This window comes from Mesorhizobium sp. WSM4806, from assembly GCF_055811635.1.
Genome location: NZ_JBVVQZ010000008.1, coordinates 1 through 15120, shown reverse-complemented (window position 1 = coordinate 15120; position 15120 = coordinate 1). Strand labels below are relative to the sequence as shown.

The 15120-nt window shown below is 61.3% G+C and carries 10 protein-coding genes; 8 read left to right on the top strand and 2 right to left on the bottom strand.

Annotation, left to right across the window (positions count from 1 at the left end; translation table 11 throughout):
* Window positions 1-328 precede the first annotated feature (328 nt).
* The 7 genes from tssL (at window position 329) to AC0L2M_RS13935 (ending at window position 13601) form a co-directional block, all read left to right on the top strand.
* Window positions 329-1843, top strand: coding sequence for a type VI secretion system protein TssL, long form (gene tssL, locus AC0L2M_RS13965; RefSeq protein ID WP_473535152.1), 1515 nt, complete (start codon window positions 329-331; stop codon window positions 1841-1843).
* Between the two features lie 22 nt (window positions 1844-1865).
* Window positions 1866-5429, top strand: coding sequence for a type VI secretion system membrane subunit TssM (tssM, locus tag AC0L2M_RS13960; protein WP_473535151.1), 3564 nt, complete (start codon window positions 1866-1868; stop codon window positions 5427-5429).
* Window positions 5430-5588: 159 nt separating this feature from the next.
* Complete coding sequence (locus tag AC0L2M_RS13955) at window positions 5589-6356, top strand: PP2C family protein-serine/threonine phosphatase (RefSeq protein ID WP_128172598.1); 768 nt, start codon at window positions 5589-5591, stop codon at window positions 6354-6356.
* Between the two features lie 5 nt (window positions 6357-6361).
* Window positions 6362-8950 carry a serine/threonine-protein kinase gene (locus tag AC0L2M_RS13950; protein WP_473535150.1) on the top strand — a complete coding sequence of 863 codons (2589 nt, stop codon included), beginning with the start codon at window positions 6362-6364 and terminating at the stop codon, window positions 8948-8950.
* Between the two features lie 11 nt (window positions 8951-8961).
* The gene (locus tag AC0L2M_RS13945; RefSeq protein WP_473535149.1) at window positions 8962-9468 is read left to right on the top strand and encodes a DUF1036 domain-containing protein; all 507 of its coding nucleotides are present in this window, start codon (window positions 8962-8964) and stop codon (window positions 9466-9468) included.
* Entirely contained in the window at window positions 9465-11798 is a 2334-nt protein-coding gene (locus AC0L2M_RS13940; RefSeq protein WP_473535148.1) for a M23 family metallopeptidase, read from the top strand. The genes AC0L2M_RS13945 and AC0L2M_RS13940 overlap by 4 nt, the downstream gene beginning before the upstream one ends.
* A gap of 186 nt (window positions 11799-11984) precedes the next feature.
* Window positions 11985-13601 carry a caspase family protein gene (locus AC0L2M_RS13935; RefSeq protein ID WP_473535147.1) on the top strand — a complete coding sequence of 539 codons (1617 nt, stop codon included), beginning with the start codon at window positions 11985-11987 and terminating at the stop codon, window positions 13599-13601.
* 54 nt (window positions 13602-13655) lie between these two features.
* Here the strand turns inward: AC0L2M_RS13935 and AC0L2M_RS13930 are convergent, their stop codons facing one another.
* Window positions 13656-14186: an OmpA family protein gene (locus AC0L2M_RS13930; RefSeq protein WP_027153493.1), complete on the bottom strand. Its 531-nt coding sequence runs from the start codon at window positions 14184-14186 to the stop codon at window positions 13656-13658.
* A gap of 190 nt (window positions 14187-14376) precedes the next feature.
* Between AC0L2M_RS13930 and AC0L2M_RS13925 the strand changes: the two genes are divergently transcribed.
* On the top strand, window positions 14377-14940 hold the full coding sequence (locus AC0L2M_RS13925; RefSeq protein ID WP_473535146.1) for a DUF6931 family protein: 564 nt from the start codon (window positions 14377-14379) through the stop codon (window positions 14938-14940).
* Here AC0L2M_RS13925 and AC0L2M_RS13920 read toward each other — a convergent pair.
* On the bottom strand, window positions 14923-15120 hold a 198-nt coding region (locus AC0L2M_RS13920; RefSeq protein WP_473535145.1), incomplete at its 5' end, for a hypothetical protein. The genes AC0L2M_RS13925 and AC0L2M_RS13920 overlap by 18 nt on opposite strands.

Here is a 15120-nt window from a genome sequence, read left to right as displayed (position 1 = left end):
GGAATGTATCCCTGGCGAGCCCAAAGATACGGCGCTGTCGTTGGCGAAGAAAAATCCTTTCGCAGCGCTGCATCTGGTTCCAATCGACCGTTTCTAAGCTTACGATCATTTTCGACAGTTCGCCAGCGGGTAAGGCTGATTGACCTGGGGGTCTGCGGCACATGTCATGTTACGGCGGGTTAGAAAGATCTAGTCGATCTTCCTCCAGACACTGCCCTCGTCAGCAGCGCCTGCAGTTCCTGCGCCTGCAGTCCCTGCGCCCGGCCGGGGACCGTCTTGCCCTGATGTGGCGCACACGCCGCACTGACGCGTGGACGGACGTATGGCGATGAGCTCGAAGGACGATCCTTTCGGCCCAGCGGGCAAGACCGTTTTTCGCGCACCGCGCCGCGCTGAGAAATCAGCGCCGGCTCCTCACAGACCTGTTCCCGACGACGAGCAGCCCGGTTCCTCGCGGGTCAAGGATTCAACGGTATTCGATCCGAGTGTCGCTCGGCATGCACCGCCGGGGTGGACATCCGGAACCGTGATTTATCAGGGGGCAGACCCCGGCGCAGCGGCGGCAACCGGCTCAGTTGCGGCGGCGCCGGGCATTCAGCAGGACATCCTGCTGCATGCCACGGACAACGTCAGATATTCCGCAGCAAATCAGATCCTCGCCGCGGCCGCTCCTTTGCTGATGCTGTTTGGCCAGCTCAGGCTTATGGCTGTCGAAAGGCAGGCGGAGCAACTGGCGGAACATGTCGCCGAGGCGATCGAAAAATTCGACCGGACAATGGAGAAAGCCGGTGTTCCCGAAGAAGATGCACGGATCGCAAAATTTGCTCTCTGCGAAACTGCTGACGACCTCATCGGCAACCTGCCTTGGCCCCAGACAGACGCCTGGGCGCAGCACAGCATGCTGTCACAGTTCTTTCAAGTCGTGCCCACCGGCTCGGGCTTCTACCAAGCGCTGAACAAGATACTGGCTGCGCCGGAGGCACACTACGATTTGCTTGAACTGATGCATGCCTGCCTGTCGCTGGGGTTCGAAGGCCAGTACCGAGGCCTTGCGCGCGAGGACAACAATCTCGAACGCGTTCGACGCGACGTCTACGAGACGCTTCGTTACTTCAGGGCGCGCGCCGACGACGACATCTCGCCCCACTGGCAAAGCCTGGCGGTGTCCAGCCCACAGTCGTCGGCCCGGTTGCCGCTCTGGGTGATTGCGGCGGCTGCGTCGGCGCTGCTGACGGCGGCATTCTTCGCATTGCGGATCTTCATTACCAACGAGGGCGATGCCCTTGCCGGCAGGTTGCTGGCGCTCGATCCGTCGACGCCGATCGCCATCGAACGCGCCAGCGTGGTGCCGTCGGCTGCGCCGGTGAAAGTCGCTCCGCCTGTCGCCCCTACCCGTTCCCAGCTCGACCGCATCCATGCGGCACTGGCCAAGACTATCGCGCGCGGCGGGCTGAGCGTCGGCACGCAGGGCAGGTTCATCATCGTGGAGATCAACAATGTCCTGCTGTTCCCGTCCGGCAGGGCCGAGATAAAACCGGAGTTTGGACCAATCGCCGCGGACATCGCCGCCGCGCTGGAACCGGAGCCTGGACCGATCATGATCGTCGCCCACACAGACAATGTGAAGCCGCGGAAATCGAGCCCGTTCAAATCCAACTTCGACCTTTCCATCGCCCGGGCGAAGGCCGTCGCAGCTGTCATGGCGCCACGGTTCAGCAAGCCTTCCCGGATCACCGTCGACGGCAAGGGTGAAGACGAACCGATCGCCGACAATGCGACGCCGGAAGGCCGCGCCCAGAATCGCCGTGTCGACTTGATGATCCCCAAGGAGGAAACGCTGTGAGCACGGCCATTTGGAAGCGCCGATGACGCGCTGGCTGCTGCGGATATTCAGCGCGATCGCGTTGGCCGGTTTCGCGGCAGCCGTCTGGTTTGCCGGACCATTGATCCGCTTTGCCGACACGCGTCCACTGGCACCCGTCTGGCTGCGCGTGACGATCATCGGCGTGATCGTTGCGATCGCGACGCTGCTTTATGGCGTGCGTTTCTGGCAAAAGCGAAAGGCGCAAAAGGCGCTCGAGACGATAGTCGCCCGCAACGACGACAGGGACGACGACTCGCAGGTGCTCGAGACTCGGATGAATGAAGCCATCGCTGCGCTCAAGCGGTCGAGCGGCAAGCGCAATTTCCTCTACGAGGTTCCCTGGTACGTCGTCATCGGCCCGCCTGGTGCCGGCAAGACAACGGCGTTGGTCAATTCGGGCCTGAATTTTCCGCTTGCCGGTTCGGGCGACGCCCAGCCAGTGGCCGGCGTTGGCGGCACACGATCCTGCGACTGGTGGTTCACCGACCAGGCGGTGCTGATCGACACCGCCGGGCGCTACACCACGCAGGATTCCAATGCGCAGAGCGACAAGAAGAGCTGGCTCGCCTTCTTGTCGCTGCTCAAGGGATACCGCACCCGGCAACCGATAAACGGGGTTATTCTGGCCATCAGCCTTGCCGATCTCATCAGCCTCGATGATCGGCAGTTTGACGCCCATGTCGTCGAAATACGCAGCCGTCTGCGCGAAATTCACGAAACACTGAAAATCCAGTTCCCGGTGTACCTGCTCTTCACCAAGGCCGACCTTGTCTCCGGTTTCATGGATTATTTTGGCGGCTTCAACGAGCAGCGCCGCCGCAAAGTGTGGGGCGCGACATTCCAGACCGCCGATCGCAGCAAGAACATGGCCGGTGAGGCACCGGCCGAATTCGACGCACTGGCAAAGCGCCTGGCGGAGGAGATGGCCGACCGCCTGCAGGAAGAGGCCGATCCGGTCGCGCGCATAGCCATCTTTGGCTTTCCAGCTCAATTCGACGCGCTGAAAAGCCGTATTGCCGGTTTCGTCGCCAGCATATTCGATCCGGCCCGCAGCCAGGTGAATGTCAGCCTGCGCGGATTCTATTTTTCGTCAGGCACGCAGGAGGGCACGCCGATCGACCAGGTGCTGGGCGCAATCGGTCGCAGTTTCGGCAGCGCTTCTCGCGCCCATCTTTCCGGCACCGGCAAAAGCTTCTTCCTGCATGATCTTCTGACCGGCGTCATTTTCGCGGAATCCGGCTGGGTTTCATACGACAAATCGGCTGAAAGGCGTGCAGCGATCGCCAGGTATGGCGGCCTTGGCGCAATAGCATTGATGGCTGCTGCGGCTCTGGGCACCCTGGCCCTGAGCTTTTCAGCCAACAGGTCGCTGATCGCTTCCACCACGCAAGCTGCAAGCCAGTATCGCGAGACGGCAGACCCGCTCCTCAAAAGCACTGAAGTCGCCGACGTCGACCTTGAAAACGTCATCGGCCCGCTCGACCAGTTACGCGAACTGCCGGCCGGGTTTGACACCGGTGCCTTGCCGATCCCGATCCAGGAGACGTTCGGTCTCAGTCAGCGGCAAAGACTGCTTTCGGCATCAAAGACAGCTTACCGGCAGGCGCTGGAGCGCATGTTCCGCTCGCGCCTGCTGCTTCAGGCCGAACGGACGATCCAGGCCAGGATGGCTGATCCCACCGCGCTCTACGAACCGCTGAAGATCTACATGATGCTTGGCGGCAAGGCGCCCAAGGTCGACGACGAACTGATCGTGTCGTGGATGAGGCAGGACTGGGAGCAGAACCGGTATCCGGGTGAAAACAACCGCGAGGGACGGGCGCAACTCGAAAAGCATCTGCGCGCCATGCTGGCGTTGGACGACGCCTATGATCCGGTTTTCGAACTCAACCAGCCACTTGTCGAAGCCGCTCAACGCTCGCTCGGACGCATGAGCCTTGCCGATCGTGCCTCTGCCCTGGTGAAGTCGGCGGTATACGCCGCAGCACTGGACGATTTTTCAGTCTCCGTCAAAGGCGGCCCGGAAGCGCAGCTGTTGTTCGAGCGTGTCGATGGTGGCGATCTGTCGGGCCTGCGCGTTCCCGGTATCTACACCTATAGCGGCTTCAACAACTTCTATCTCGCACAACTCTCGCGCATCGCGCAGATGCTTGTCGATGACCAGTGGGTTCTCGGCGGCGGCGCCGAGCAAGGCGGCATCGACCAGGAATTGCCAAAACTCGGTCCCGAACTTGTCGAGCGCTATGGCAGGGAGTTCGCCGCGGCGTGGAACGGCGTTCTCGAAAAGCTGAAGTTCAAGCCAATGCTGGAGGACAAGCCGGACTATATCGCGCTCTCCGCCGCCGCGTCACCAAGCTCGCCAATCGACCAGCTTTTTACGGCGATAGCCGACGAAACAGCGCTGACGCGAGAAGCTGGTTCCAGTGAAGAGTCAGGCTCCGGGGCCGAAGCCGGCATGCTTCAAAACCAGCCGCAAAACGCTGCAGATATCGCCAGCGGATTGGCCCGCATCGGCATTCAAATCGCCGGCGGCAAATCGCAAAGCCGGGCCGGCACGGGGTCCGCTCGCGCGCAAAACCAGTACCCCGGGGCGAACATCGAAGCGCAATTCAGATCATTCCAGGCTTTGGTGAGCGGTCCCACTGGGCGCCGCCCGATCGATGCACTGACCCAGAATTTCCGCGACATCCATCAAAGCCTGCAATTGGCGGCCGATATCCCTTCGCAAACGGAACGCGCCAACATGAATCTGCAGCTGCAGATATCCACGCTTCGCGCCAATGTCTCGCGGCTGCCCAAGCAACTCGCCCGAATGGTTACTGCGACCGCCGACGAGCTTGACGGCAACGTCGCAGAAACCTCGCTGACGAATTTGAACCAGCTGCTCGACCAGACGGTCACGCGCGCCTGCGAGGAGATGGTCGAGGGCCGTTATCCCTTCGCCAGCGATGGCCCGGAGGATATTGCGATGGCGGATTTTGCGAAACTGTTCGCTCCAGGCGGGCTGATGGACCGGTTCTTCGCACAGAATCTCGCATCGCTGATCGACATGACCGGCCAGGACTGGAACTGGAAGCAGGATGCGCGTTTCGGGCGCGACCTGTCGAAGTCGACCTTGAAAAACTTCCAGCTGGCGGCGGAAATCCGCAACGCCTTCTTTCCTTCAGGTGGTTCGGTGCCGTCGGTCAGTGTCACCTTTACACCGTTTTCACTGCATGGCGATGCCGATACGGCGGTACTCGACGTCGATGGCCAGATCGTCCAAAGCAACCAGGCCGGCAACGCGCCAAGCACGGTGACCTGGCCGAGCGGCATGGCTTCCGCGTCGGCGAGCCTGAGCCTCATTCCCGAAATGCCGGGCCGTGAGTCCGCGATCAAGTTCGACGGTCCGTGGGCACTGAAGCGCCTGCTGGACAAGGCCGATATCACCAGCACCGGCGGCAACACGCAAGCCCGCTTCGTGATCGGCGGACGCGATGTCGCCTATACGGTCCAGGCCAGTTCGGACCAAAACCCTCTCTTCCTTCCTGCGCTTTCCGGGTTCAGCTGTCCAAAGGCGTTTTGAGATGATTTTTGAATTTCCCAACACGGTGCGGCTGTCCATCGGCAACAGATGGGCGGACGTTTATTTCGATACTCTAACGTTCGAGCCTGTGGCAAACTGGCGCGAGCGAGCACCTGACGGGGCGCCGCAGAGGACGCTTGAGAAGCGCTTGGTGGCAAAGTGAACACTGTCGCCCTTCCCTTTGAAAGCTTCGGCGTTAGCCACAGAGGCTGTGTCCGTGAGCTCAACGAAGACAGCTATCTGGTCGAGCCGGAAACCGGCCTGTGGGTGGTAGCCGATGGAATGGGTGGCCATGATGCCGGGGAAGTCGCTTCGGCCAGCATCGTCGATCATCTGGCAACGATCGGCATTGCAAGCTCTGCACCGGATCTGCGCGCGCGCTTCGAGGACCGGCTGAGCCGGGCCAACGCCGAAATCCGCAGGATATCGCAATCCCGTGGGGTAACCATTGGCTCCACTGTCGCCGCCCTGCTGGCGATGGATGGGCGGTTTGCCTGCCTGTGGGCAGGCGACAGTCGCGTCTACCTGATCCGCAACGGCTCGATCTCGCAGATTTCGAAGGACCATACCGAAGTCCAGGAACTTCTCGACAAGGGCATGATCAGCGCAGCCGAAGCACTCGCCTGGCCGCGCCGCAACGTCATCACCCATGCGGTCGGCGTCAGCGACGAGATCGTGATCGATTTCCAGCAAGGCGAAATCATGCCGGGCGACATATTCGTGTTGAGCACCGACGGGCTGACAGCGCATGTCACAGACGCCGAGATCGAGGCGGCGGCGGTGTCGGCGACACCTCAGGCGGCCTGCGAAAACCTGCTGCAGATGGTGCTGGCGCGCGGGGGAACGGACAATGTCACGATCGTGCTCGTCAAGATCGGAGACGGGCGCAATGGGGCCTATCCCGGTCCTTCCAGAGCGGAAGGCTGAGGCCGATGAGCGCCGACGACAAGACGCGGATATCGCCTGACGTGGCCACCACAGCGGTCGGCACGCAACTCAGCGGCATCTATGAACTGGACGAGCGAATCGCATTCGGTGGCATGGGCGAAGTCTACCGTGGCCACAACATCCAGACCGGCGACCATGTCGCCATCAAGATCGTATTGCCCGAGTTCGCCCGTGACCAGACGATCCTGTCGCTGTTCCGCAAGGAAGCGACGATCCTCAATCATTTGTCGCACGACGCGGTCGTGCGCTATCACGTCTTCACGATCGACCCGGGTATCGGCCGCCCCTACCTCGCCATGGAGTTCGTCGACGGCCAATCGCTGTTCGATATCATGGGACGTGGCCCGATGCCGACGGAAGACGTGCGCAAGCTCTGCCATCGTCTGGCTTCCGGCTTGAGCGCCGTGCACCAGGCCGGAGCGATACACCGCGACCTCTCCCCGGATAACATCATCCTGCCAGGAGGCCGGGTCGATCGCGCAAAGATCATCGATTTTGGCATCGCGCGATCGGCGACCGTCGGCGGCGAGACGCTGATCGGCGGAAAGTTCGCGGGAAAGTACAATTACGTTTCTCCCGAGCAACTCGGGCTGTACAGCGGCGATGTCAGCGAGCAATCCGACATCTACAGCCTGGGCCTGGTGCTGGCCGCTGCTCTGCGCGGGAAACCGATCGACATGGGCGGCTCCCAGTACGAGATCGTGGAAAAACGCCGAACCGTTCCGGACCTCTCCGACATCGACGCCGATTTTCGTGGAATTGTCGAGGCCATGCTGCAGCCGGACCCACAAGACCGGCCGATCAGCATGGCCGATATCGCCAGGGCGACACGTGACGACACGGACGAGGAGACAAGGCCGCCAACGTCGATCACACCGCGCGACCGGACGCCGCGAACCGGGGGAACCGCCGCGCCTGGCCCCAGGCTTGCCGGCCCCGAGATTGCCGGCCCCAAGATTGCAAGTCAATCTCCGGCGGCCGCCGGTGAGCAGCGCTTCGTTCCGCATGTCCGGCCGGCGCTTCTGTCCGAGCCAAGGCCGTCGCCAGTTGCCGGTCCTGCTCGGGCGGTCTTGCCAAAGGTCCCGGCAAAGTCCGCCAGGACCCGATCGATCGCGATCGCTGTCCTGGCGACATTGGCTGTCGCGTCGGGTGCAGGCGTTTATCTCAGCGGCGTGATGACGCCTTCCACGCCGACCGCCGGTGATACATCGTTTTTGTCGCCAAAAGCATCCAAACCTGCCCCGACGGCCAGCGCTGCAAATTCGCCGGGCGATGAGCCGGCAAAGGCAGTTCCACCTGAGCAGTCACGAACAGAAGCCACTGCGCCGCCAGCCGAAAGTCAGGCAGGTGCGGCGGCGGATCATAAGTTGGAGCCGGCACGGCCCGCCGAAGTCCTCTCACCATCCGAGGAAAACCCGGAGCCGGCGGCAGCCGTGGAAAGATCGGAGCCGGCGGCAGCCGAAGCGCAGCCGCCAGCTGAAAGTCAGGCAGATGCCGGGGCGGATCAAAGCTTGCAGCCGACGCGGCCCGCCGAAGTGCTCTCGCCAACCGAGGACACCTCGGAGCCAGCGGCAGCCGAGGCGCCATCGCCAGCTGAAAATCGGGCAGATGCCGCGGCGGATCAAAAGTTGGAGCCGACACGGCCCGCCGAAGTCCTTTCGCCAGCCGAGGAAAGCCCGGTCCCGCCGCACATCCAGGTCGCGCCAATGCCGCCGGCCGACAAGACCTCGCCGCCCTCAGCGGTCCGGCCCGAAATTATGGAGAGCCGGAGGCCCGATCGGCCGGCCAGCCAGCACGCGCGGGCCGAAAACCAGACGGATGATGCGAACGCAAAACGGCAGCAGGACGAGCCGGCGGCAGGCAAACAGCCGGGCGAAGCCACTGTTGCCTTGAACGTGCCGAAACCGGACCTAAAACTGCAGCCGAAAAATGGCCTCGACCCCGCTGCGCAACGGGTCTCCTGGGTGCGGGACTTCAACGGCGGCGACTGTTTCTATGCGACGTTGACGTCGGCAGCCGAGGCCGCCGTCGCCATCGAAGGATTGGGCACCGAGGTCCAGCCGTTCGAACGAATGCTGTCCGACTTCCAGGCAAGATTCCGTGTCGAACCGGACATCAGCGTCCGCCTCATTGAGCCGGCTCAATGCGAAGTCACCAACTTTCTGCGCTTTCTGGACCAGATGCCGGCTGACAAGCCGCAGCTTGTTCTCGATCGAACGACAGTGCCGAGCGGCTCGCCGATCGGCGGCTCGCTGGTGACGCATGGCGGCCTTATTTCCAGCGTGCTGCTGATCGACCACAGGGGCATGGCATTCAGCCTCGACGATCTTATCCTGGCGCAAGCGGACAAGGCGACCTTCAACATTCCGATCGATCTTGGCGCAGCCGACAAGGCGGCCGGCAAGGTCGTGCCGCAGATCATCATGGTGATCACGGGTCCACAGGATATTCACGCTGCGGCGTTCTCCGAGCCGACACCAGCCGCGCTGCTGTTGCCCAGGATTCTCGAAGAGATCGACGCCAATCGAGCTGAGTTCTCCGCCACGGCAAAGTACTTCCGGCTCGGCGGGTAGCATGGACGCCGATGGACCTCCGCAGCTCGCGTTTTTCCTTTCTGACCGCTGTCCCGCCCAACAATCAGCGTGACTGGCTTCGCGGCCTGCTTGCCCTGACAGGCCGTATGAGACTTACGGTGATATTGGGCGCGACATTGCTGGCTCTCCTGTCGTCCCACGAAGCGCGCGCCGAATTCACCGTCTGCAATCAGACGCTCGACGTCGTCAATCTCGCTGTCGGCCAAAAGGTCGACAATGCGGACCAGACCGATGGCTGGTGGACCATCGGCGCAAATCAGTGCGTGAACGTCATCCGCGAGGAACTCACCAACCGCTACATCTACATCTATGCGACGGACGTTTTTGGCCATGCGACCCTGACCGGGTCGACCGAAATGTGCATCGACCGGCGGCGTTTCTCGATACGCGGCATCGATGAATGCTGGCAGCGCGGCCATATCGCCGCACGATTTCTCGAAGTCGATACGCTTGAACAGGTGCGGTGGACCTTTTTTCTGACCGGAAGCAATCCGTGACGCACAGTATCGACACAAGCTTCAGGCTGAAAAAGCAGGCGCGCGCCGCCCTGCGCAGACGCAGGCTCTGGCGCAGGCTTCTTGCCGGTCTTGCTGTGGCTGTCCTGTTGTCGATCGCTGCCGGCTTCTATCTCACCGCGGATTATTGGTCGTTTGGCGACGAAGATGAGGAGTTGCACGCCGTCGAGGGAACCGACGATGTGCCAGCCGACGCATCTGTCTATGTGCCTGCCATCATCGATCTCGCAGGCGACCCGATGTGGATCACCCTTGCGCCCGACACCGGCGGCGCAACAAAAAGCCAAGTGATCCCGCGGCCGGCAGAGCTGGATCAGGCCGGCGTTTCTCCGCAGATCGAAATTCTGTCCGACGTGATGCTTAGCGCCAGCGAAAAGTTCATGACGACGATACCGTCGACGCAAGAAGATTTCGCATTCTTCCAGGCGCAGCGACAGACCGCGCCGGCGCCATCCAACGAGCTGCAAAACGACGTTCAGCCACCGCCCGTTCCAAACGAGGCTCCGGTTGCTTCTGACCCGCAGGGGGGTATCGATGATGCCGAAGCAGGCTGGGGCGAAACAATCGATTCAGGCAAGGCAGCCCTTCCCGCGTTCCAGAAAACCCAGATCGAAAACAACACCAGCGTTGCAAATGTCATCAGTGAACATCAACGATACCAGGCTACCGAGGACATTTTCGTAAAGATCCTCAACGACCGCAGCTTGGACAGTGTCGCCCTGGATGCGCATTTCTCCGCCGAGGATGCCAAGCTGGCAGGCGAGGCCCTGAAGGCGCTTTTCAATCGGGAAAGCCTTGAGCCAGGTCATGTCGTCGCCATGCGCGGTTTCAGGCCGACGCGCGAGACGACAACCACGTCCCTCATGCAGGTTTCGATCTACGCCAAGAACGTATTTGTCGGCACGCTGACGCGCAATGCCGCCGGTGTGTTTGTGTCTGGTGTCGACCCCTGGGTCCGCGAAGATTTATTCAACTACTCGGGCGCACAGGCGCAAGGCACGCACAAGAGGCAATACCGGCTGCTCGACGCGATCTACTCGACAGCAGCACGCAACAAAGTCCCGACCGGCGTGATCGGAGAGGCGATCATGTATCTGTCGCGAGGACAGGATCTGGATGCCTTCGCCAGCGAAGACCAGCGTCTGATCCTGATCTATTCGCAAAGGCCGCGTGGCAAGGAAGAGACGGCCGGACGGGTGCTGTATGTTGGCGTCCAGGGCAGCGAAAAAAGCCTCGACTGTTTCGTGTTCCAGGAGGCCGACGGCCAGTTTGCATGCGTCAGCGGCGACGATCAGGTTCGCTCGCTGACAGTCGCCAACGGCATGGTCACCCCGGTCAACGGGGTCATGACCTCGACTTTCGGCCCACGCAAGCACCCAATCCTCGGAACCGTTCGCATCCACAAGGGCGTGGATTGGGCGGCGCCGCTGGGCACGCCGATAGCCGCCGCCTTCGACGGCGAAATCGTCTTTCAGGGTGATGGAAGTGGTTACGGCAATCTGGTGAAGATCTCGCACGGAAACGGCAGCGAGACGCGCTATGCGCATATGCAGAAATTCGCTGACAAGGCCGGTGTCGGCGCGAAGGTGAAGGCAGGCGATATCATTGGCTACATCGGCACCACCGGTCTTTCGACCGGGCCGCACCTGCATTTCGAACTCTATCGCAATGGGCAGGCGATCGATCCGCTGGGCACGGTTACGGCAATCGCGACGGACGCTTCCGCTGTCGAAACGCTGACCGAGCGTATCGTTCAAGTCGAAAGTGGCGGCAAGGCCCGCGCCAAGAACCCACTTTCTTCGGCGACCGGCGCCGGTCAGTTCATAACCAAGACGTGGATCCGGATGATGAACACCTACCGCCCCGAACTGGCGCGCACACTGTCAACCGCCGACCTGCTCGCTCTGCGTTTTGACGCCACCATCTCGCGCGAGATGGTCAGCAATCTGGCGCGCGAAGGCGAAGCCTATCTTCGGGCACGCGGCCACCAGATCACAGCCGGCCGGCTTTATCTCTGTCATTTCCTGGGAATGGAAGGCGCCCATCAAGTGTTGTCGTCGCCGGGTTCGGCGCAATTGAGCGCCGTGCTCGGATCGGCCGTCATTCAAGCCAACCCGTTTCTCACCGGCAAGTCCGCCAGCTATGTCGTGAGCTGGGCCGAAAGGAAAATGGGGCGGAAGCTGAGCCCGGCGATGGTTGAAGTGAGCCAACAAACAACGACAACGACGGAAGTCCGGCAGACATCGCCCGAGTTCGAAAAATACAAGCAGGCGATCACGGCTCTCATAGGCTCGATGCAGAATACCCTTTGAACGTGCTTCTCGAGGCGCGCGAGTTTGCCGTTAGTCCATTGGCGTTCCTGCTGCCAAGTGCTACTATAACCAACTTTTTTTGGGCCTTTGTGAACCAAAACTGTGGTCGAGATCACATACGCCCAGGAGCCATTTTGGCATGCGCAGACATCGATAGTGCGCCCCGGCGGGGCGGAGGGCTGGACCATGAAAGCATTTGCCGTCTTTCTGAGCGGGTTTGTCCTGTTTGTCACGTCGCTTGGAGCCGAGGCTGCCGCGCCTGATGCCAAACGCGTGGCACTGGTCATCGGCAACAGTAAATATGTCCATGCCGTTGCCTTGCCCAATCCCGCCAACGATGCGCACCTCATCGCATCCACGCTACGCAATGCCGGCTTCCAGGTGATCGAGGGGCTCGATCAAGACAATGCGGGCATGCACAGCCTCATCAGTCGGTTTACCGAGCAATCCTACGATGCCGAGCTCGCCGTCATTTTCTATGCCGGCCACGGCATGCAGGTCGACGGCAAGAATTTCTTGATTCCGATAGACGCCGAACTGACATCGCCCGCTCATCTCAAGACCCGCACCGTTCAGATCGACGACTTCATGGCGGCGTTACCAGCCGAGCCGGCGATCGGCGTCATCATCCTCGATGCCTGCCGCGACAATCCATTGGCCAGGACGCTGGCCGCCTCGATGCCGAAGAGCCGTTCCGCCTCGTTTGGCTCCGGACTGGCGCCGATTGAAGCAAGATCGGACGGCGTTGGAACCGGCGGAGTCTTGATTGCGTATGCAACCGACCCCGGCGCCATCGCTTTCGACGGCAACGGCGTAAACAGTCCCTACTCCGCGGCGCTCGCCAGACACCTGACTGAACCTGGCGTTGAAATCCAGAGCGCGCTGACGCGTGTGCGCGGCCAGGTGACCGAAACGACACAAGGTCGCCAAAGACCTTGGCACAACGCATCACTGGGACGCGAGGTCTTCCTGGGACAGTCCAAAGCGGAAGCGGCGCCTGCCACAAAACCGATCGCTGGTGCGTCCGGCGCGATGACACCGGCGCCTGCCCCGGTGACCAACGAGCCTCCTTCCTGGGAGGTTGAGCAGCGTCTGTGGGACGAAGCTTCCAAGCGCAATTCCATTCCGTTCTACGAAGCCTATCTTGAACAGTTTCCGAGCGGCCGCTTCGCCACGGTGGCACGGCTGAACATCGACCAGTTGAACGAACCGAAGGCCGAAGATCGGCAGCTCGCGGCAGTCGATGAGGACGAGGCCAACGCAATTTCCGGCTCAGCCGTTCGCACCTCGGTTGGAGTTTCGGACGAGGTGAAGCGGGCCCCGGGCACCGAGTTGACGGAAAGCGCGATCGGTCTCGATCGCCAGGGCCGTATCGATCTGCAGTTGCGCATCGAAGCCTTGGGCAACGAGCTTGGCCGTATCGACGGAAACATAGGCCCAAAAACCCGCCAGGCGATCGGCATCTGGCAAGCGAAAAACGGCCTGCCGCAGACGACTTTTTTGACACGCGAGCAACTGACGTTCCTGGTGATCCAGACGGATCCAATGATGGAATCGGTGCGCGCCAGCTACGCTGCCGATCTGGCTCGAGCACAGCCGAAGAAACAGGTGCAGCAGGCCCGCACAAAGAAGCCGGTGGCACAGAAGGCCCGCACACAAAAGCCGGTGGTGGCACAGAAGCCCCGCAGGCAGCAGGTCGAGGTTCGACGGGATGTTCCGCCGCCGGACAACAACGACTTCCTGACCAAGGCGCTGATTTTCGGCACCGGTGTGGCCGTGGGTGGCGTGCTCAACAACAACTGACGAGCCAGTTTCAGGCGTGTCGACGCGGGCCGTGCCTCGGTGGTCGGAGCGGCCCTACTCGGTCCTTATCCGCATTTCCACCCGGCGGTTTACCGGATCGAATGGATTGGGGTTGCGCGGACTCGCTTCGCCCAGGCCTGTCGCTTTGATGCGGGCAGGATCGATGCCGTTGGAGGTGAGGAAGGTTGTTACCGATCTGGCTCTGCGTTCCGACAGTCCCTCGTTGTAGCGCTCCGAGCCGGTTGCATCGGTATGACCCTCGACAACGAAGTTCAAAGTGCTCAGGCGGCGGTCCTTCAGTGCCTTGGCGAACTCGTCCAGTTCAGCGCGGGCAGTCGCATCGAGTTCCGCAGAATCAAGGCCGAAATTGATCAGCATGTCGAGGCTGGTTTTTTCGGCAGGCGCTGCCTTGTTCTTGCTGTTGCACTCTTCTTCGGTGCCGACGCAAATTCCACGCGGCGGGCCGAGCTCGCTCGCCGCGTCAAAAAACTTCACGATGTCTTCTGATTTCTGAAGTGGATCAGCAAAAGCGTGGGTCGAATAAAACGCGACCGTAAACACGAAGGCTAAACTGCCCAACCGCATAACGGTTACTCCTGTCTTGAGCATCGATTTCATCGACTGCGGACAATACCAAATTGCGAAGCGGTTGTCTGTCAATAAACGTCAAGCATACGAGTGATGGAGGGCCGTTGCATCTTGCCAGGGACTGGAGACTTGACCCGCCCCGCCCAGGGCTTCAGTGTCGATTGTTCCCGGGGGAAAGCGTGGCGCCATGGCCAATGAGCTTCGATTCAAAACGGCACGGGACCTTTTCATGGCCTGCCCCGCTGTTTCCAGGGACATGGTGGCACTTCCGACCGAACAGCCTTCAATCGAATTTTGCCGCGCCCTGCTGGCCGGGCGGGTGCCCGAGGAGGCGATTACGTTCTGTGCCTATCTGCTACCCGAGCGGGCTGCGGTGTGGTGGGCACATGAATGCCTGAGCCACCTCACCGTTCTGCTCGACAGCAGGGATCAGGAATTGCTCGCGGTTGTTCGTGACTGGGTCAGCGAACCGGAGAGCCCTCACCATCGCCCGGACGTGAGCAAGGCTGCGGCAATGCCGCCAACAACGCCGGCCGCCTGGATTGCCCTGGCTGCAGGACGGCATGGCAACGGTTCAGCTGTGGAGGCGCCAGCCTTGCCGCCAGCCGCCCGCGCGGTGAGTGCGGGAGTTCTGGCCGGACTGGCACGTGTTGCGTTGGAGGACCGCTTTTCAGTTCTTTCCGCGTTTGTCGAAATGGGCATCCAGTTGGCAGAGACAGAGGCGCTGCGCCAATCAGCGGATGCAAGTTAGATCGTAGCCCGTATCCGCGAGCGGGATACGTTCAAATTGAACTGAGCATCCAGCTCTATCTGTTTGATTTAGCCGCATTCCTGCGACGCCAAGTGAACCCACTTGGCTGCAGAATTCTCTAGTTGTTTGGCTTACTTGCAGCAGCCATTCAACGCTATCCTCCCCAGCCACCTCCTCCTC